General features: G+C 68.1%; 15 protein-coding genes. 11 read left to right on the forward strand and 4 right to left on the reverse strand.

Going from position 1 to position 17,031, the window contains the following annotated elements:
• Window positions 1–85 precede the first annotated feature (85 nt).
• Together CGR01S_RS02535 and CGR01S_RS02540 are read right to left on the reverse strand one after the other, a co-directional pair.
• Window positions 86–1,324 (reverse strand): YbfB/YjiJ family MFS transporter, encoded by a 1,239-nt coding sequence (locus tag CGR01S_RS02535; RefSeq protein WP_042422061.1) that lies wholly within the window; start codon window positions 1,322–1,324, stop codon window positions 86–88.
• A 116-nt stretch (window positions 1,325–1,440) separates the two neighbouring features.
• Window positions 1,441–3,708, reverse strand: a complete 2,268-nt coding sequence (locus tag CGR01S_RS02540; RefSeq protein ID WP_042422062.1) for a heavy metal translocating P-type ATPase — start codon at window positions 3,706–3,708, stop codon at window positions 1,441–1,443.
• Window positions 3,709–3,857: 149 nt separating this feature from the next.
• Here CGR01S_RS02540 and CGR01S_RS02545 point away from each other — a divergent pair, with 149 nt between their 5' ends.
• From CGR01S_RS02545 to CGR01S_RS02555, 3 genes are read left to right on the forward strand one after another with little or no spacing between them, the layout of a single operon-like run.
• Window positions 3,858–4,055 carry a heavy-metal-associated domain-containing protein gene (locus CGR01S_RS02545; protein WP_042422064.1) on the forward strand — a complete coding sequence of 66 codons (198 nt, stop codon included), beginning with the start codon at window positions 3,858–3,860 and terminating at the stop codon, window positions 4,053–4,055.
• Entirely contained in the window at window positions 4,052–4,477 is a 426-nt protein-coding gene (gene cueR, locus CGR01S_RS02550) for a Cu(I)-responsive transcriptional regulator (protein WP_042422067.1), read from the forward strand. Before CGR01S_RS02545 ends, cueR begins: the two co-directional genes overlap by 4 nt.
• A 13-nt stretch (window positions 4,478–4,490) precedes the next feature.
• The gene (locus tag CGR01S_RS02555) at window positions 4,491–5,780 is read left to right on the forward strand and encodes an amidohydrolase family protein (protein ID WP_042422069.1); all 1,290 of its coding nucleotides are present in this window, start codon (window positions 4,491–4,493) and stop codon (window positions 5,778–5,780) included.
• A 364-nt stretch (window positions 5,781–6,144) separates the two neighbouring features.
• Here CGR01S_RS02555 and CGR01S_RS02560 read toward each other — a convergent pair whose 3' ends face one another.
• Complete coding sequence (locus CGR01S_RS02560) at window positions 6,145–7,554, reverse strand: ATP-binding protein (RefSeq protein WP_245616742.1); 1,410 nt, start codon at window positions 7,552–7,554, stop codon at window positions 6,145–6,147.
• A 119-nt stretch (window positions 7,555–7,673) separates the two neighbouring features.
• Between CGR01S_RS02560 and CGR01S_RS02565 the strand changes: the two genes are divergently transcribed.
• On the forward strand, window positions 7,674–8,153 hold the full coding sequence (locus CGR01S_RS02565; protein WP_281174249.1) for a type I restriction-modification enzyme R subunit C-terminal domain-containing protein: 480 nt from the start codon (window positions 7,674–7,676) through the stop codon (window positions 8,151–8,153).
• A 30-nt stretch (window positions 8,154–8,183) separates the two neighbouring features.
• Here the strand turns inward: CGR01S_RS02565 and CGR01S_RS02570 are convergent, their stop codons facing one another.
• On the reverse strand, window positions 8,184–8,918 hold the full coding sequence (locus CGR01S_RS02570) for a TetR/AcrR family transcriptional regulator (protein ID WP_042422074.1): 735 nt from the start codon (window positions 8,916–8,918) through the stop codon (window positions 8,184–8,186).
• A gap of 135 nt (window positions 8,919–9,053) precedes the next feature.
• Here CGR01S_RS02570 and CGR01S_RS02575 point away from each other — a divergent pair, with 135 nt between their 5' ends.
• From CGR01S_RS02575 to CGR01S_RS02605, 7 genes are all read left to right on the forward strand, one after another.
• Entirely contained in the window at window positions 9,054–9,923 is an 870-nt protein-coding gene (locus CGR01S_RS02575) for an ABC transporter ATP-binding protein (RefSeq protein ID WP_042422076.1), read from the forward strand.
• A complete protein-coding gene (locus CGR01S_RS02580; RefSeq protein ID WP_084690530.1) occupies window positions 9,920–10,801 on the forward strand; it encodes a branched-chain amino acid ABC transporter permease in 882 nt (293 codons plus the stop codon). Before CGR01S_RS02575 ends, CGR01S_RS02580 begins: the two co-directional genes overlap by 4 nt.
• 13 nt (window positions 10,802–10,814) lie before the next feature.
• A complete protein-coding gene (locus CGR01S_RS02585; RefSeq protein WP_042422081.1) occupies window positions 10,815–11,852 on the forward strand; it encodes a branched-chain amino acid ABC transporter permease in 1,038 nt (345 codons plus the stop codon).
• A gap of 24 nt (window positions 11,853–11,876) precedes the next feature.
• On the forward strand, window positions 11,877–13,067 hold the full coding sequence (locus tag CGR01S_RS02590) for an ABC transporter substrate-binding protein (RefSeq protein WP_042422083.1): 1,191 nt from the start codon (window positions 11,877–11,879) through the stop codon (window positions 13,065–13,067).
• 137 nt (window positions 13,068–13,204) lie between these two features.
• Window positions 13,205–14,026 carry an ABC transporter ATP-binding protein gene (locus tag CGR01S_RS02595; protein ID WP_042422085.1) on the forward strand — a complete coding sequence of 274 codons (822 nt, stop codon included), beginning with the start codon at window positions 13,205–13,207 and terminating at the stop codon, window positions 14,024–14,026.
• A complete protein-coding gene (locus CGR01S_RS02600) occupies window positions 14,023–15,822 on the forward strand; it encodes an AMP-dependent synthetase/ligase (protein ID WP_174435680.1) in 1,800 nt (599 codons plus the stop codon). Before CGR01S_RS02595 ends, CGR01S_RS02600 begins: the two co-directional genes overlap by 4 nt.
• Window positions 15,823–15,839: 17 nt before the next feature.
• Entirely contained in the window at window positions 15,840–17,027 is a 1,188-nt protein-coding gene (locus CGR01S_RS02605; protein WP_042422089.1) for an acetyl-CoA C-acyltransferase family protein, read from the forward strand.
• Window positions 17,028–17,031 lie beyond the last annotated feature (4 nt).

A 17,031-nucleotide genomic window follows, 5' to 3' on the forward strand; every position in this document is an offset into this window, starting at 1 on the left:
CCTCCTGCCCGAAGGGCCCGGGACATTCCGGGCCCTTATTGTTCGGCGCCTTCTTGCCGGGGGTACACGCCGCCCGGCCCCTCGTTCAGGCAAGCGGCTTCTGTCGCAGCGCCAGCAGCGCGCCCAGCCACAGCGCCGCCGCCGAGAACACCAGGCCGCGCGCCAGGCCGCCGGGGCCGTCGGCAATCAGGCCCACCACCGTGGGCCCCACGATCTGCCCGGCCGCGAACACGATGGTGAAGGCGCTGATGCCCGCCGCCCACTGGGCGGGCGGCAGGTTGTGGCGCACCAGCGCCGTGGTCGAGGCCACGACCGACAGGAACACCCCGCCAAACAGCAGGCCCGAGGCCAGCGCCACCGGCCAGGCGCTGCTCAGTGCGGGCAGCACCGTGGCCACGCCCAGCAGGGCGTTGAGCCGCGCCAGCGCCTCGCCGCCGCGGCTGCGGTCCAGCAGGCCGGCCCAGATGCGCGAGGACAGCAGCACCGCCAGCCCCAGCAGCGCATAGAACAGCGTCACCGCGCCGGCGCTCACGCCCTGCGCGCGCAGGAGCGCCACCACAAAGGTCATGTAGCCGATGTAGCCCACGCCGAACATGGCATAGCCCGCCAGCGCGGGCGCGAAGTCGCGCAGGCGGAACACGCGCGCCGCCACCGCCCGGTCCGCTGCCGCGGCCGCCGGGTGGGGCGCCGTGGCCGCGGGGGCGGCATCGAGGCGGCGCAGCGCGCGCACGGGCCAGGCGAGCAGGGCCGTGGCGGCGGCGCAGGCCAGGGCCAGCGCCCACCAGGCCCAGGTCCAGCCGTGCGGCGCGGGCGCGGCCTGCAGCACGGCGGGCACGAGCAGCGCCGACAGGCTGATGCCCCAGCCCGTGCCGCCGTAGTACAGGCCCAGCAGCAGGCCGCTGCGCGGCGCGTCCAGGCCGCCCAGGCGCGCCGCCATGAGGCCGCCGGTGATGAACATGAAGGCACTCGCCACGCCGGCCAGCAGGCGCTGGAGCAGGAGCGGCGCGGCGTCGAGAAAGAACCCGCACAGCCCCATGAACAGCGTGGCCAGCACCGCGCCGCCCAGCAGCAGCGCGCCCGGCGCCAGGCGGCGCAGCAGCAGCGGCGTGGCCAGAGCGCCGAGCAGGTAGCCCAGGGCGTTGAACGTGTTCATGGCCCCGGCCAGGGTGTAGGACCAGCCCAGGTCCGCGCGCATGGGCGGCAGCAAGAGCGCGTAGGCAAAGCGCGTGATGCCCAGCGACACCGCCGCCCCCAGCGACAGCACGAGCGCCAGCCACAGCAGGCGCATGCGGCCCGGGGGAGCAGAGTCGGGTGGAGACACCATGGCGCCGATTGTGCCCGCGCCGTCCGCCCGGCCCGGCGGACAGCGCAGTTTTGCTATTGAATAAATAGCTGCTTGCGCTTGTCAGATAAGCCCTGCAGCCGTTTTTCTCTTGAATTTCAGGGGCGCCAGCGCTTGAGCAGCAGGGCGTTGGTCATCACGCTGACCGAGCTCAGCGCCATGGCCGCGCCCGCGACCACCGGGTTCAGATAGCCCAGCGCGGCCAGCGGTATGCCTGCCACGTTGTAGGCAAAGGCCCAGAACAGGTTTTGCCGGATCTTGGCCACGGTGCGGTGCGAGATATCGAGCGCTGCCGCCACGAGCTGCGGGTCGCCGCGCATCAGCGTGATGCCCGCGGCGTGCATGGCCACGTCGGTGCCATTGCCCATGGCCATGCCCACGTCGGCGGCGGCCAGGGCGGGCGCGTCGTTCACGCCGTCGCCCACCATGGCGACGATGTGGCCCGCGGCGCCCCCCTGCTGTTGCAGCGCGCGCACGGCGGCGGCCTTGTCGCCGGGCAGCACCTCGGCCAGCACATCGCCGTTCTCGGGCTCCAGGCCCAGGCGGCGCGCCATGGCCTCGGCGGCGCTGCGGTTGTCGCCCGACACCATGACGCAGCGCACGCCACGCGCGCGCAGCGCCGCCAGGGCTGCGCGCGCGCCGGGCTTGGGCTCGTCGCCAAAGGCCAGCATGGCGCGCAGGACATAGGCGTCCGCACCGCCCGGCTCCCCGGCCACGCGCTCGGCCAGGGCCGAGACGGTGGCGCCCGCGCCCTGCCACTGCGCGGCCTGCGCTTGCAGGCTGCCCAGATCGACGCCCAGCTCCTGCATCCAGCGCAGGCTGCCCACGAGGACGATGCGCGCGCCCACCACCCCCTCGGTGCCGCGCCCGGGCACGGCGCGCACGCCCGCGGGCGCGGCGATGGCCAGGCCGCGCTCCTGCGCCGCGTGCAGCACGGCGCGCGCCAGCGGGTGCTCGCTGCCGCTTTGCAGGCTGGCGGCGCAGGCCAGGAGCTGCGCCTCGTCCTGCCCCAGCGCAGCGGCAAAGGCCGTCAGCCGCGGCTGGCCCACGGTGAGCGTGCCGGTCTTGTCGAAGGCCACGGTGTCCACGCGGTGCGCGGTCTCCAGGGCCGCGGCGTCCTTGATCAGAATGCCCTGCTGCGCCGCCACCCCCGTGCCCGCCATGATGGCCGCGGGCGTGGCCAGGCCCAGGGCACAGGGGCAGGCGATCACGAGCACCGCCACGGCGCGGATCAGCGCCGTCTCCAGCCCCACGCCGGCCCACAGCCAGCCCAGCAGCGTGGCCAGCGCAATGGCCAGCACGATGGGCACGAACACCGCGGCCACCTGGTCCACCAGGCGCTGGATGGGCGCCTTGGCGGCCTGCGCATCCTCCACCAGGCGGATGATGCGCGCCAGCACCGTCTCGGCCCCCACGGCCGTGACCTGCATGACGATGCGGCCCTCGCCATTGATGGAGCCGCCCGTGAGCTGCCCGCCCTGCGGCCCATCGGCGCTGCGCGCCACGGGCAGGGGCTCACCCGTGAGCATGGACTCATCGACCTGGGTGTGGCCCTCCACGATGCGGCCATCGACAGGAATGCGCTCGCCCGGGCGCACCACCAGGCGGTCGCCCGCCATCACCTCGGCGATGGGCACGTCCACCTCGCCGTCGCGGCCCAGCCAGTGCGCCACCTCGGGGCGCAGGGCGTGCAGCGCGCGGATGGCCGCCGTCGTCTGGCGCTTGGCACGCGCCTCCAGCCACTTGCCCAGCAGCACCAGCGTGATGACCACGGCCGAAGCCTCGAAATACAGGTGCGGCGCGTGGCCCGCCGCATGTCCCGTCGGTGCCGTGAGCCACAGCCACATCGACAGGCCCCAGCCCGCGCTCGTGCCCAGGGCCACCAGCAGATCCATATTGCCCGTCAGGGCCTTGGCCGCGTGCCAGCCCGCCTTGTAAAAGCGCGCGCCCAGGATGAACTGCACCGGCGTGGCCAGCAGGAACTGCGCCCAGGCGGGCAGCATCCAGTGCTGGCCGAACAGGTCGCCCAGCATGGGCAGCACCAGCGGCGCCGACAGCAGCAGGCCCAGGGCCACCGGCGCAAAACCGGCCCAGGGGCCGGCCGCGTCGGCGGCGGCCTCCTGCGCGGCCAGGGAGCGCGGCTCGTAGCCCGCGTTGCGCACCGCACGGCGCGCCAGCAGCTCCATGTCGGGCTGCACCGCGTCGAAGGTGATGTGCACCGACTCGGTGGCCAGGTTGACCGCCGCGTCCTGCACGCCCGGCAGTTTGCGCAGCGCACGCTCCACGCGCGCCACGCAGCTCGCGCAGGTCATGCCGCCCACACCGAAGTCGAGCTGGCCCACAGGGGTTTGGGGAGAAGCGTTCATGGTCCGTCACCCGGAAATCACACACAGGACTGGCAGCTTAAACCTTGACATCCTGGCAGAGTCAAGCACCATGGAGGGGCTTGACCTTGCCACCGTGTCAAGCCGCATCCTGCGCCCTGTATCCACTGACCGTTCGCGAGAGAAGCACCATGCAATACACCTACCAAGTCCAGGGCATGACCTGTGGCCACTGCGAGCGCGCCGTCGTGCACGCCGTGCGCACCGTCGACGATGGCGCCGAAGTCAAGGTGGACCTGCCCACGGGCAAGGTCGTGGTCGAGAGCGATGCCTCGCGCGAGGCCATCGCCAACGCCATCCGGGAAGAAGGCTACCAGGTCGCCGCATGAGCCGCGCCCCGGCCGCCACCGCACAGGATGGGCCCGTGGCCATCGGCACGGCGGCTGCGCGTGCCGGGGTGTCGGCGCGCATGGTGCGGCACTACGAGTCGCTGGGCCTGCTCACCGGCGTGGCGCGCACCGGCAGCGGCTACCGCCAGTACACCGCGGCCGACGTGCACACCCTGCGCTTCATCCGCCGCGCGCGCGATCTGGGCTTTTCCATGGACGAGATCGCCACCCTGCTGGGCCTGTGGCAGGACAAACAGCGCGCCAGCAGCCAGGTCAAGCAGATCGCCCAGCAGCACATCGCCAGCCTGAGCGAGCGCATCGCCGCCATGCAGGCCATGCAGCGCACGCTGCAGGCGCTGGTGCAGTGCTGCCATGGCGACGGCCGGCCCGACTGCCCCATCCTCGACGACCTGGCAGGCTGACCTGCCCTCCCCCATGCTCGACCTGCTGATCACCAACGCCACCCTGCCCGACGGGCGCCGCCACATCTCCGTGGCCGTACAGGACGGCCGCATCGCCGAAGTGACCGAGGGCCTGCGCGCCCCGGCGCACGAGACCGTGGACGCCGGCGGCCTGCTGCTCTCGCCGCCCTTTGTCGATGCGCATTTCCACCTCGACTCGGCGCTCACCTACGGCCAGCCGCGCGTGAACGCCAGCGGCACCCTGCTCGAAGGCATTGCCCTGTGGGGCGAGCTCAAGCCCACGCTCACGCACGAGGCCATCGTCGAGCGCGCCCTCGCCTACTGCGACTGGGCCGTGGCGCGCGGCCTGCTGGCCATCCGCAGCCATGTGGACACCAGCGACCCGCGCCTGCTGCCGGTGCATGCGCTGCTCGACGTGAAGCAGCGCGTGGCGCCCTACCTGGACCTGCAGCTCGTCGCCTTCCCGCAGGACGGCCTGCTGCGCCGCCCCGGCGCACTCGAGAACCTGCAGCGCGCCCTGGCCCTGGGCGTGGACGTGGTGGGCGGCATCCCGCATTTCGAGCGCACCTACGCCGAAGGCAGCGAGAGCGTGCGCATCCTCTGCGCACTCGCCGCCGAGCAGGGCAAGCGCGTGGACCTGCACTGCGACGAGAGCGACGACCCGCAATCGCGCCACGTCGAAACCCTGGCCTGCGAAACCCAGCGCCTGGGCCTGCACGGCCGCGTGACGGGCTCGCACCTCACCTCCATGCACAGCATGGACAACGATTACGCCAGCAAACTCATGGCGCTGATGGCCGAGGCGCAACTGGGCGTGGTGGCCAACCCGCTGATCAACGTGACGCTGCAGGGCCGGCACGATACCTACCCCAGGCGCCGCGGCATGACGCGCGTGCCCGAGCTCCTGGCCGCAGGCCTGACCGTCGCCTTCGGCCACGACTGCGTGCTCGACCCCTGGTACGCCGGCGGCAGCGCCGACATGCTGGAGGCCGCCCACATGGGCCTGCACTTGGCGCAGATGACCAGCGCACAGGCCATGCGCCAGTGCTTCGAGGCCGTCACCACCCACCCCGCCGCCCTGCTGGGTCTGCAGGGCTACGGGCTGGCGCCTGGCTGCCATGCCGACTTCGTGCTGCTGCACGCGCGCGACCCGGCAGAGGCCATCCGCCTGCGCGCCACGCGCCTGGGCGTCTGGCGCCGCGGCCGCCGCGTGGCCAGCAGCCCGGCGCCGGTGGCGCAACTGGCGCTGCCCGGGCGGCCCGGGCAGGTGAGCCTGCTGGCGCCGCCCCGGCCCCCGGAGTGACCCGCCCGGCGCGCGGCAGCTCCGGGTGGTGGTAACCATGGAAGACCTGCGGTTTTCTTCCTCTACCGCAACATCCATACATCACCGGCGACCTCGGGATGCATGGATAATCCTTGAAATTTCCAATCTATTCAATGACTTAGCCAGTGGTTTCCTCGTTCGCGAGGGCACCAGAGATCTTGCCTTACCAACGTTCAGCGTGGGAATACAACCGGCGAGTCGAACAGAGCGCTCCGGCCGGTCAGCCGGCATCTCCATCAAGTACCCATCAAACAGGCATCTTTTGCCAACTTGTTGTCAATAAAAGAAAAATTTTATGACAACCTCTCGAAATCGCCTATTCATCAAGTACCCATCAAACAAATCAGGCCCAATGCGGCACATACCGGCGCAACTTCGGTGCCGCGGCTTCGTCCTCCAGTCGGATGACGCCTGCCGCCAGCGCGTCCTTGAGCAACCGGGAGGCAATGGCGCTGTTTTTGGGGTCGATACCAAAGCGCTGGCGCAGCGTGGCGTTGGTCATGTACTTCCGCTGCACGTAACGCAGGCAGGCATGCAAATAGACGGCGCGCACACGGTCTTCCCGGTCCATACCTGCCAAGGGGCGCGGAGCAAACAGGGTGGCGCGGGTGGATTCGCCCACCACGTCAAACGCAGGCGCAGGGAGCTGGTACAGCTCAGCCTCGGACACCACCTTGTCCACACCACTGCCACGCTCCTCACAAATACCCACCAATCGCATGATGGAGGCCAGGCTTTCATTGCGCGAGCGGGGCGGGTGGTCCAGCATGCGCTGGGGTTCCATAAGCGGCTTGCCCGGGTTGGTGATTTCCATTCGGTCGTCAAAGATTTCCACCATGGGTCCACTGCCTGTCACGCTCAGGTCTTGATGGATTAGTGCGTTGGCCACCAACTCACGTATGGCCAATTCGGGGTACATGCGCACCGATTTGCGCAGCGCCTGGCCAATCACCTCATTGATGGGCAGCAGATTGTTCACAAACCCCACCAGCCCCTCAAAGCCTGCTGCGTAGCCCCGCATACCTTCCTGCTCGCGCAGCGTCTTGACGCGCCCAGTCCCTTCGTAAACCACCACACGCACCGCCTTGCGCTGCAGGCGCGGAAAGTCAGCCAACCGCTTGGCAAACAGCAGCGCGCCCAAATTGAAGATGCGCCAGTGACCTCCACCCATAGGTTCCACCATGCGATGCGCCTGCAAGCCAGTGAGCATGCCGTCACGGTGATTGGGGACTGGCTTGTCCAGCAGCTCGAAAAATGCCGGGTAGTCGAGCAGCCTCAAAACCTCGTCGGCGCCGAGTTTCTCAGCTGCAGGCAGCATTTCAAAAGGCGTTGCATCCAGCATGCGCCATAGCGTGCGTTCTCTTTCAGGAAAATCTTTGAGCGGCTTCTTGTAGGAGCCTACGCGGATGTACTCCACTCCTTGAAACTTCACCGGGTGCCGGAACGCAGAGTCAATCTCCAGCATCACCAATGAACAACCATTCACCTCGATGCGATGGAAATGAAAACCGATACGGGGGCTCAGCAATCGCAACAGCCAGCTTTCCAGCTCTTCGTTGCCTTGCCGAACGGCCTGTGGATCAAAACTCGTTCCCACAATGGCGTGCCCTTCGTCGGCAATACCCCATAACATGTACGCATGGGCCCTGCCTTCCAAGGCTGCGCTGTTGGATAGCGCGGAGATGTACTCGCCGATATCATGTGGCTCAGCCTTGTTTTCCTTGAACTCTAGCCAGCCAGTTTCAGATGGCATGGCTACAAACTCCAGAACCAAACTGCGCAGGTAATGCTGGTCTCGCAAGCTCATATCTCCCCACAATCGCCAGAGCGAATTCTTTGCGCCGATCTGTACGATCAGAACCCAAACGCAGTATGACAGTAGCTCCCCCGCAAAGGACTACACGCATAACAAGCTTCCTGCGCGCCCACGAAGACCGGCTCGTGCTGCACAAGCTGCGCCGCAACCAGCCGCTGACCGCCACAGACCTTCAGGAACTGGAAGCCCTACTGCACGAAGCGGGCGGCACCGATGGCGATATCGAGCGCGCCCGGGCGCTGCACACCAGCCTGCCCACCTTCATTCGTTCGCTGGTGGGGCTCGACCGCGAGGCCGCTACCGCCGCATTTGCCGGCCTGATTGGCTCGGGGACGGCCAGCGCCAGCCAGTTGCAGTTCATCGAGGAAATCGTGCAGCACCTGACGGAACACGGCGTCATGCCGGCAGCCAGGCTGTATGAATCACCGTTCACCGACATACATGCACACGGACCGGATGGTGTTTTCGAGTCCGCGAAAGTAGCGCTGCTGCTCAAGACCCTGGAACAACTCGAACCTCAGCAAGAGGCTGCATAAGCAGCGCCTGGCAGCCGGGGTGCGCCGCCCTCAATCGCCCGCAGCCCGCGCACGCGGTTTGCGCGGTTTGCGCGCGGGCTGGGGCGCAGCAGCCGGGGCCGTCGCCGCCTGCCCCAGCACGCCGTGCAGCAGCGTGGTGACGCACTGGTCGGCCACCTGCGCCGGGCTGTACTCGCCGCCGCTCTGGTACCAGCGCCCGATCCAGCTCAGGGCGCCGGCGATGACGAAAGCCGTCATCTTCGGGTCGCAGGGTGCGAGCGAGCCTTCCCGCACGCCCTGCGCCACCAGGCGGCGGAAGGCCAGGTCGATCTCGGACTTCATGCGGCGCAGCTCGCTGCGGCTGGGCTCGGGCACCTCCTCGTCGCCCACGCGGATCAGGCACATGCCGAAGGGCTGCATGACGATGCCCGCATACACCTGCATGCAGGCGCGCAACTGGTCCACGGCGTTGCCGCCCGCGGCGCGCGAGGCCTCTATGCCTTCCAGCGTCATGGCCAGGCCCTGGTTCACGCACTGCAGCAGGATTTCGTCCTTGTTCTTCACGTAGTAGTACAGCGTGGGCTTGCTCACGTGCAGGCGCGCGGCAATGTCGTCCAGCGAGGTCGCGTGAAAGCCCCGCTCGTTGAACAGCTCGGCCGCCGCCTGCAGCACGGCGTTGCGCTTGGCCTCGCGCTGCTGCTCGCGGTCCATGCTGTGGGCCCAGGGCGAGCGGGTCAAGGGCGCCGCCTGGGGTGGGCGCTTGCGGGGGGCGGGGGTCTGGGTCATAGAGCGCGCGGTCACCGGGAAAACACCGATGCAAGAGAGGGATTTTGCCGTCCAGAATCTACTCACGAGTAAACAGTCTACGCAAAAGTAGATTTTTCCAGGTGCGCACAAACCCGTAGAGAGCCGGAAACAGCGATGGCGACACACCCCCCTGGCAGCCCCGGCGCTGCCCCCCTGCTGCAGGTCGATGGCGTGACGCTCGCGTTCGGCGGCGTCAAGGCGCTCACGCAAGTGGGCTTTGACGTGCAGGCGGGCTCCATCACCGCCGTCATCGGCCCCAATGGCGCGGGCAAGACCTCGCTGTTCAACACCATCTCGGGCTTTTACCGGCCCACCGAGGGCAGCATCCGCCTGCGCGGCCAGGAGATCACGCGCATCCCCGCGCCGCAGCGCGCCCGCATGGGCCTGGGGCGGAGCTTCCAGAACATCGCCCTGTTCCGCGGCATGACGGTGCTCGACAACATCAAGCTCGGCCGCCACGCGCACCTGCGAACCAACGTGCTCGACGCGCTGCTCTACTGGGGCCGCGCGCGCCGCGAGGAAGCCGAGCTGCGCCGCGACATCGAGGAGCGCATCATCGACTTCCTGGAAATCGACCACATCCGCCACGCACCCGTCTCGGCCCTGTCCTACGGCCTGCAAAAGCGCGTGGAAATGGCGCGCGCCCTGGCCATGCAGCCCGAGATCCTGATGCTCGACGAGCCCGTGGCCGGCATGAACCGCGAGGAGACGGAGGACATGGCGCGCTTCATCCTCGACGTGCGCGCCGAATGGGGCGTGACGGTGCTGATGGTGGAGCACGACATGGGCATGGTGATGGACCTGTCGGACCACGTGGTGGTGCTCAACTTCGGCCAGGTCATCGCCCAGGGCGTGCCCGCCGTGGTGCAGGCCAACCCCGAGGTCAGCCGTGCCTACCTGGGCTCGGGCAACGTCCATGAACTGCGCGCCAAGCTGCAGGCGGCAGCGCGCGGCGCACAACCCAGCACCAAGGTGGCGGCATGATGGATTGGGCCTACCTGTTCGAGATCAGCCTCACCGGCATCGCCAGCGGCGGCCTGTACGCGCTCGCGGCGCTCGCCTTCGTCATGGTCTACAAGGCCACGCGCGTGGTCAACATCGCCATCGGCGAGATGCTCATGGCCGGGGGCTACCTGTTCTTCACCTTCGCCGCCATGTGGGCGCTGCCGCTGTGGCTCGCCATCCCCGCCGCCGTGCTGGCCTGCGGCCTGCTGGGCGCGGTCATCGAGCGCAGCATGATCCGCCCGCTGCTGGGCGAGCCGCCGATCTCCGTGTTCATGGTCACCGTGGGCCTGGGTTCGGTGCTGGTGGGCCTGGTGGAGGTGATCTGGAGCGCCGACCAGCGCCGCCTGCCCGACTTCATGCCCACGCAGCCCATCATGATCGGCGACGCCTTCCTCGCGCCCAAGGTCTTCTGGGGCGCCGTGGTGGCCACGGTGTTCATCGCCGCGGTGCTGCTGGTGTTCCGCTACTGGCGCGGCGGCGTGGCCCTGCGCGCCACGGCCAGCGACCAGGGGGCGGCGTATTCGGTGGGCATCAACGTGCCGCGCGTGTTCTCGCTCGCCTGGGTGGCCAGCGCCATGCTGGCGGCCATCTCCGGGATCATCGTCGGCTCCATCGGCGGCATCTCGTCGAGCATGGGCGTGTTCGGCCTCTCGGTGCTGGTGGTGGTGATCGTGGGCGGCCTGGACAGCGTGCTCGGCGCGCTGGTGGGCGGCGTGCTCATCGGCCTGGTCGAGGCGCTGGCCGGCGCCTATCTGGGCGGCGAATACAAGCTGCTCGCCACCTTCGTGGTGCTGGTCGTCATCCTCATGGCGCGGCCCTATGGCCTGTTCGGCACACACGAAATCGAAAGACTGTAAGGGCCCCACCACCATGCGCATCGGAACCCTCAAGGAAAGCTACGTCGCCGACGCCGCGCTGTTTGACTCGCGCACCCAGCATGCCTGGCTGGCCATTGCCGCCGCACTGCTGCTGCTGTTTCCCTTCATCGCCAGCGACTACTGGCTCTACCTGGCCTGCCTGGTGGCCATCAACGTGGCCAGTGCCACGGGCCTGAACATCCTCACCGGCTACACGGGCCTGGTGAGCCTGGGCCAGGCCGCCTTCATGGGCCTGGGCGCGTACACAGTGGCCATCCTGCAGACGCGCTACGGCACGCCCTTCCTGCTGAACCTGCTGGCCGGCGGCGTGGTGGCCATGCTGGGCGGCATCGTGGTGGGCATTCCCTCGCTGCGCGTCAAGGGGCTGTACCTGGCGATCGCCACCATCGCGGCCTCGTTCATCGCGCACTTCCTGTTCGCCAACTTCCAGATCACCGGCGGCACGGCCGGGCTGTCGCTGCCGCCGGCGCGGTTGTTCGGGCTGGACCTGGACACCTCGTTCCGCCTGTACTGGCTCATCCTGCCCGTGACGGTGCTCATGCTGCTGGGCGCGGCCAACCTGTTTCGCACGCGCATCGGCCGCGCCTTCATCGCCATCCGCGACCGCGACATCTCCGCCGAGGTGCTGGGCATTCCCCTGCTGCGCTACAAGCTGCTGTCCTTCGGCCTGTCGTCGTTCTACGCCGGCATTGCCGGGGGGCTGTGGGCCTACTTCTTCCGCGTGGTCACGCCCGAGAGCTTTCCGCTGTCCCTGTCCATCTTCTTCCTGGCGGCCATCATCGTGGGCGGCATGGGCTCCATCCTGGGCGGCATCCTGGGCGCGGTGTTCATGACCATGGTGCCCGAGCTGCTCAAGCTGGTGTTCGACTGGCTGCCCGGCGGCACCGAGCTCACCGTCTTCCTCTCGCCCGTGCGCCTGATCGTGTTTGGCGCACTCATCATCGGTTTTCTGGTGTTCGAGCCGCTGGGGCTCGCAGAAATGTGGCGGCGCACGCGCCGCTTCTTCCACCTGTGGCCTTTCCGCAATTAACCCCGTCAACAAGGAGACAGAGACATGGCACAGCAACCCGCATCCACCCGGCGCCGCAGCCTCATGCTGGGCGCCGCCGCTGCCGCCGGCAGCGCAGCGCTCACGCACCCGCTCGCAGTGCTCGCCCAGGGCGCCGAGGAGATCGTCATCGGCGGCTCCATCCCCATGACGGGCGTGTTCGCCTTCGCCGGCGTGGGCATCAACGCCGGCATCCAGGACTACGTGAAGATCGTCAACGACGCCGGCGGCATCAAGGGCCGCAAGGTCAAGTACGTGCCCGAGGACACGGGCTACAAGGTGGACGTGTCGGTGGCCGCGTTCAAGAAGATCACCAGCCAGAACAAGGTCAACGTCTACTACGGCGACTCCACCGGCTTCGCCAAGACCATCAACCCCGAGCTGGAGAGGAACGGCAACATCCTCATGGCCGGCGCCTCCTTCGCCACCGAGCTCAACGACCCCAAGAAGTACCCGCACCAGTTCCTCGTGGGCCCGGACTACACCGAGATGTTCGGCATCCTGCTCAAGCACATCGCCAAGGAAAAGCCGGGCGCCAAGGTGGCCTTCGTGTACTCGGACTCCGAATTCGGCCGCGACCCCATCGACTCCAGCGAGGCCCTGGCCAAGAAGCTGGGCCTGTCCGTGCCCATCAAGATCATGACGCCCGCGGGCAGCGTGGATGTCTCCACCGAAGTCATCAAGCTGCGCCGCGCCGCGCCCGACTACACCATCTTCCACGGCTACATCCTCGCGCCCATCCCCGAGTTCATCACCCAGGGCAAGCAGCAGGGCATGACCAGCAAGTGGATGGGCACCTTCTGGACCATGGACAGCTCCACCGTCATGAAGATGGGGCCCGACGGCGACGGCTTCATGGGCGTCATGCCCTACCGCTACTACTACGACACGGAAAAGGCGCCCATGCTGGAGAAGATCCGCGCCCTGCGCCCGGAGTACCAGAGCACGGCCTACATGCAAGGCTTCCTGGCGGCCATGCTGTTCCTGGAGTCGGCCAAGCGCTGCCTGGACGGCAACAAGCCGCTCACCGGCGACAACCTCAAGGCCGCGCTCAACAGCCTGAAGGACTTCGACACCGGCGGCCTGATCGGCGTGCCCATCACCATCAGCGGCAACTCCATCCCCGTGGGCCGCGTGTACAAGGCCGACATGAAGGCGCAAAAAATGGTGGCTGCGTCCGACTGGATCAAGCTCTGACCCTGAAGACGCTCTGTTTTTGATAGCTGCTCGCGCTGGATGGAAAACACATTCAAACCGTTTTTCTTATTGAAAAGCCTTCCATCCAGCGGCAAGCGCTATCAAAAAATGACTACGCGCCTCCCCGCCCCGATGCCATGACCACAGCGCCCCCCGCCCCCATCCTCGAAGTCAACAACATCGAGGTCATCTACAACAAGGTCGTGCAGGCCCTGCGCGGCCTGTCGCTGGCCGTGCCGCGCGGCCAGATCGTGGCGCTGCTGGGCAGCAACGGCGCGGGCAAGAGCACCACGCTCAAGGCCATCTCCAACCTGCTCACGCTCGAGGACGGGCTGCTGGCCTCGGGCAGCATCCGCTTCAACGGCCAGGGCACCGCGGCCATCGCGCCGCAGCAGCTCGTGCGCCGCGGCCTCTCGCACGTGATGGAGGGGCGGCGCGTGTTCGAGGACCTGACGGTGGAGGAAAACCTCATCGCCTCGACCTACGCGCTCACCGGCCGCCCGGGCGCGGCCCCGCCGGACTTCGACCTGGTGTACGGGTACTTTCCGCGCCTGTTCGAGCGGCGCAAGGGCCTGGCGGGCTACCTCTCGGGCGGCGAGCAGCAGATGCTGGCCATCGGCCGCGCCCTCATCGCCCAGCCCCAGCTCATGCTGCTCGACGAGCCCTCGCTGGGCCTCTCGCCCAAGCTCACCGAAGACATCTTCGGCATCATCGCGCGCATCAACGCCGAACGCGGCACCTCCATGCTGCTGGTGGAGCAGAACGCCACCGTGGCCCTGGCCGTGGCGCACAGCGGCTACATCATGGAGAACGGCAAGATCGTCATCGACGGCACGGCCGAGCGCCTGGCGAGCGACCCCGACGTGCGCGAGTTCTACCTGGGACTGGCCGGCGGTGGCGAAGCGAAGAGCTTCAAGGACATCAAGCACTACAAGCGCCGCAAAAGATGGCTGTCATGAATCTCCCCGAACTCACCCTGCCCCAGATGCTGCGCGAGCGCGCACGCCAGGACGCTGCGCGCATCGCCATCCGGCAGAAGGACTTCGGCATCTGGAAGCCCTTCACCTGGGCGCAGTACTACGAGCGCGCCGCGCATTTCGGCCAGGGCCTGCTGCAACTGGGCCTGCCCGAGGGCGGCCACGTGGGCGTGATCGCCGAGAACCGCATCGAATGGGTGCTGGCGCAAATGGGCGCGGGCCTGGTGGGCGGCATCACCGTGGGCGTCTACCCCACCAGCCCCACGGCCGAAGTGGCCTACGTGGTGGGCCATGCCGACATCTCCATCATGGTCTGCGAGGACCAGGAGCAGACCGACAAGGTGCTGGCCGCGCTGGACCAGCTCCCGCACCTGAAAAAAATCATCGTCATGGAATCCAAGGGCCTGCGCAGCTTCACGCCTGCGCAGCGCGCCCTGATCGCCACCTTCGATGAGGTCGAGACACTGGGCCGCCAGCAGCACGATCCGGCACGCATCGACGGCTGCCTGGCGCGCCAGCGCCTGGACGACATCGGCCTGATGATCTACACCTCGGGCTCCACGGGCAAACCCAAGGGCGCCATGATCTCCTACCGCAACATCCGCGGCGTGGTGCCCGGCATCGTCGAGCGGCTGGAACTCGGGCCGCACACCTCCCACCTGTCCTACCTGCCCCTGTGCCACGTGGCCGAGCAGATGCTCACCACCTTCGTGCCCCTGTACCTGGGTTCCACGGTCAACTTCGGCGAATCCATACGCACCGTGCAGGAGGATCTGCGCGAAGTGGCGCCCACCATGTTCCTGGGCGTGCCGCGCATCTGGGAGAAGCTCCACTCCGCCATCACCATCAAGATGCAGGAGACCGGACGCTTGCGCCGCGCGCTCTACGCGCACGCCCTGGCCGCCTGCGCCCCGCTGGCCGAGAAGCCGCGCAGCCAATGGACCGTGACCGAGCGCCTGCGCCACGGCGCGTACTACTGGCTGGTGCTGCGCGCGCTGCAGAACTTCATCGGCCTGCGCGCGGCCCAGGTCGCGCTCACCGGTGCCGCACCCATCGCGCCCGACGTGGTGCGCTTCTTCCGCACCCTGGGCGTGCCGCTGATCGAGGTCTACGGACTGACCGAGTCCACCGGCATGGTCACCGGCCACCGGCTCGACCACGTGGTCATCGGCACCGTGGGCCCCGTGACCGCAGGCGTGCAGTACCGCATTGCCGAGAACGGCGAATTCCAGATCCGCGGCGACATGGTGTTCGCCGGCTACTACAAGAACCCCGAGGCCACGGCGCAAAGCATCGTCGACGGTTGGCTGCACACGGGCGACGTGGTGCGCGAGGAGCAGGGCCAGATCAAGATCGTGGACCGCTTGAAGGACATCATGATCACCGCCGGCGGCAAGAACCTCACGCCGTCCGAGATCGAGAACACCATGAAGGCCAGCCCCTTCATCAAGGAGTGCATCATCGTCGCCGACGGGCGCAAGTACGTCGCCGCGCTGGTGATGATCGACATGGAGACCGTGGGCAAATGGGCCGAGGCGCGGCGCATCGCGTTCACGCATTTCCGCTCGCTGGTGGAGACGCCCGAGGTGCGCCAGCTCATCGACGGCGAGATCGCCGCAGGCAACGCCAAGCTCGCCCAGGTGGCGCAGATCCGCAAATTCCACCTGCTCACCAAGGAACTCGATCACGACGACGGCGAGGTCACCGCTACCATGAAGGTGCGCCGCGCCAGCATCTACAAGACCTATGCGGCCGAAATCGAGGCGCTTTTCCATTGAAATACAGGAGTTCTCCCATGTCCCACCGTGACGTCTTCGTCGTCAGCACCGCCCGCACTGCCATCGGCACCTTCGGCGGCAGCCTGAAAGACGTGCCCAACACCCAGCTCGCCACCACCGCCGTCAAGGCCGCCATCGCGCGCGCCGGCATCGCGCCCGACGCCGTGGGCCATGTGGTCATGGGCAACGTCATTCCCACCGACACCAAGGACGCCTACCTCTCGCGCGTGGCCGCCATCGACGCCGGCTGCCCCATCGAAACGCCCGCCTTCAACGTCAACCGCCTGTGCGGCTCGGGCCTGCAGGCCATCGTCTCGGCCGCGCAGGCCATCCAGCTCGGCGACTGCGACGTGGCCATCGGCGGCGGCAGCGAGAGCATGAGCCGCGGCCCCTACTTCGACCAGGCCGCCCGCTGGGGCGCACGCATGGGCGACGCCAAGAGCATCGACTACATGCTGGGCATCCTGCACGACCCCTGGCAGAAGATGCACATGGGCATCACCGCCGAGAACGTGGCCGAGCGCTACAAGATCTCGCGCGAGATGCAGGACCAGCTCGCCCTGACCAGCCAGCAGCGCGCCGCTGCCGCCATCGCCGCCGGCTACTTCAAGGAGCAGATCGTCCCCGTCGAGATCCAGACGCGCAAGGGCACCGTGCTGTTCCAGGAAGACGAGCATGTGCGCGCCGCCACCACGCTGGAGGTGCTGGCCGGCATGAAGCCCGCATTCAAGAAGGAAGGCGGCACCGTGACCGCCGGCAACGCCTCGGGCATCAACGACGGCGCCGCTGCCGTGGTGCTGGCCGGCGGCGACCGCGTGGCCGCCCTGGGCCTCAAGCCCCTGGCGCGCCTGGTGGGCTACGCGCACGCGGGCGTGGAGCCGGCCTACATGGGCATCGGCCCCGTGCCCGCCACGCAGAAGGTGCTGGCGCGCACGGGCCTCAAGGTCAGCGACATGGACGTGATCGAGGCCAACGAAGCCTTTGCCGCCCAGGCCTGCGCCGTGGCCCAGGAGCTGGGCTTTGACCCCGCCAAGGTCAACCCCAACGGCTCGGGCATCTCGCTGGGCCACCCCGTGGGCGCCACGGGCGCCATCATCACCACCAAGGCGATTGCCGAGCTGCACCGCACGGGCGGGCGCTATGCCCTGGTGACCATGTGCATTGGCGGCGGCCAAGGGATTGCCGCCATCTTCGAACGGGTTTAAGCCT

The sequence above is a fragment of the Comamonas granuli NBRC 101663 genome (genome assembly GCF_000739995.1).
GTDB classification, from domain to species: Bacteria; Pseudomonadota; Gammaproteobacteria; order Burkholderiales; family Burkholderiaceae_C; genus Simplicispira; species Simplicispira granuli.

Coding starts and splice junctions, on each gene's coding strand:
- CGR01S_RS02535 (WP_042422061.1), bottom strand. CDS start 1,324: ATGGTGTCTCCACCCGACTCTGCTCCCCCGGGCCGCATGCGCCTGCTG.
- CGR01S_RS02540 (WP_042422062.1), bottom strand. CDS start 3,708: ATGAACGCTTCTCCCCAAACCCCTGTGGGCCAGCTCGACTTCGGTGTG.
- CGR01S_RS02545 (WP_042422064.1), top strand. CDS start 3,858: ATGCAATACACCTACCAAGTCCAGGGCATGACCTGTGGCCACTGCGAG.
- cueR (WP_042422067.1), top strand. CDS start 4,052: ATGAGCCGCGCCCCGGCCGCCACCGCACAGGATGGGCCCGTGGCCATC.
- CGR01S_RS02555 (WP_042422069.1), top strand. CDS start 4,491: ATGCTCGACCTGCTGATCACCAACGCCACCCTGCCCGACGGGCGCCGC.
- CGR01S_RS02560 (WP_245616742.1), bottom strand. CDS start 7,554: ATGCCATCTGAAACTGGCTGGCTAGAGTTCAAGGAAAACAAGGCTGAG.
- CGR01S_RS02565 (WP_281174249.1), top strand. CDS start 7,674: ATGACAGTAGCTCCCCCGCAAAGGACTACACGCATAACAAGCTTCCTG.
- CGR01S_RS02570 (WP_042422074.1), bottom strand. CDS start 8,918: ATGACCCAGACCCCCGCCCCCCGCAAGCGCCCACCCCAGGCGGCGCCC.
- CGR01S_RS02575 (WP_042422076.1), top strand. CDS start 9,054: ATGGCGACACACCCCCCTGGCAGCCCCGGCGCTGCCCCCCTGCTGCAG.
- CGR01S_RS02580 (WP_084690530.1), top strand. CDS start 9,920: ATGATGGATTGGGCCTACCTGTTCGAGATCAGCCTCACCGGCATCGCC.
- CGR01S_RS02585 (WP_042422081.1), top strand. CDS start 10,815: ATGCGCATCGGAACCCTCAAGGAAAGCTACGTCGCCGACGCCGCGCTG.
- CGR01S_RS02590 (WP_042422083.1), top strand. CDS start 11,877: ATGGCACAGCAACCCGCATCCACCCGGCGCCGCAGCCTCATGCTGGGC.
- CGR01S_RS02595 (WP_042422085.1), top strand. CDS start 13,205: ATGACCACAGCGCCCCCCGCCCCCATCCTCGAAGTCAACAACATCGAG.
- CGR01S_RS02600 (WP_174435680.1), top strand. CDS start 14,023: ATGAATCTCCCCGAACTCACCCTGCCCCAGATGCTGCGCGAGCGCGCA.
- CGR01S_RS02605 (WP_042422089.1), top strand. CDS start 15,840: ATGTCCCACCGTGACGTCTTCGTCGTCAGCACCGCCCGCACTGCCATC.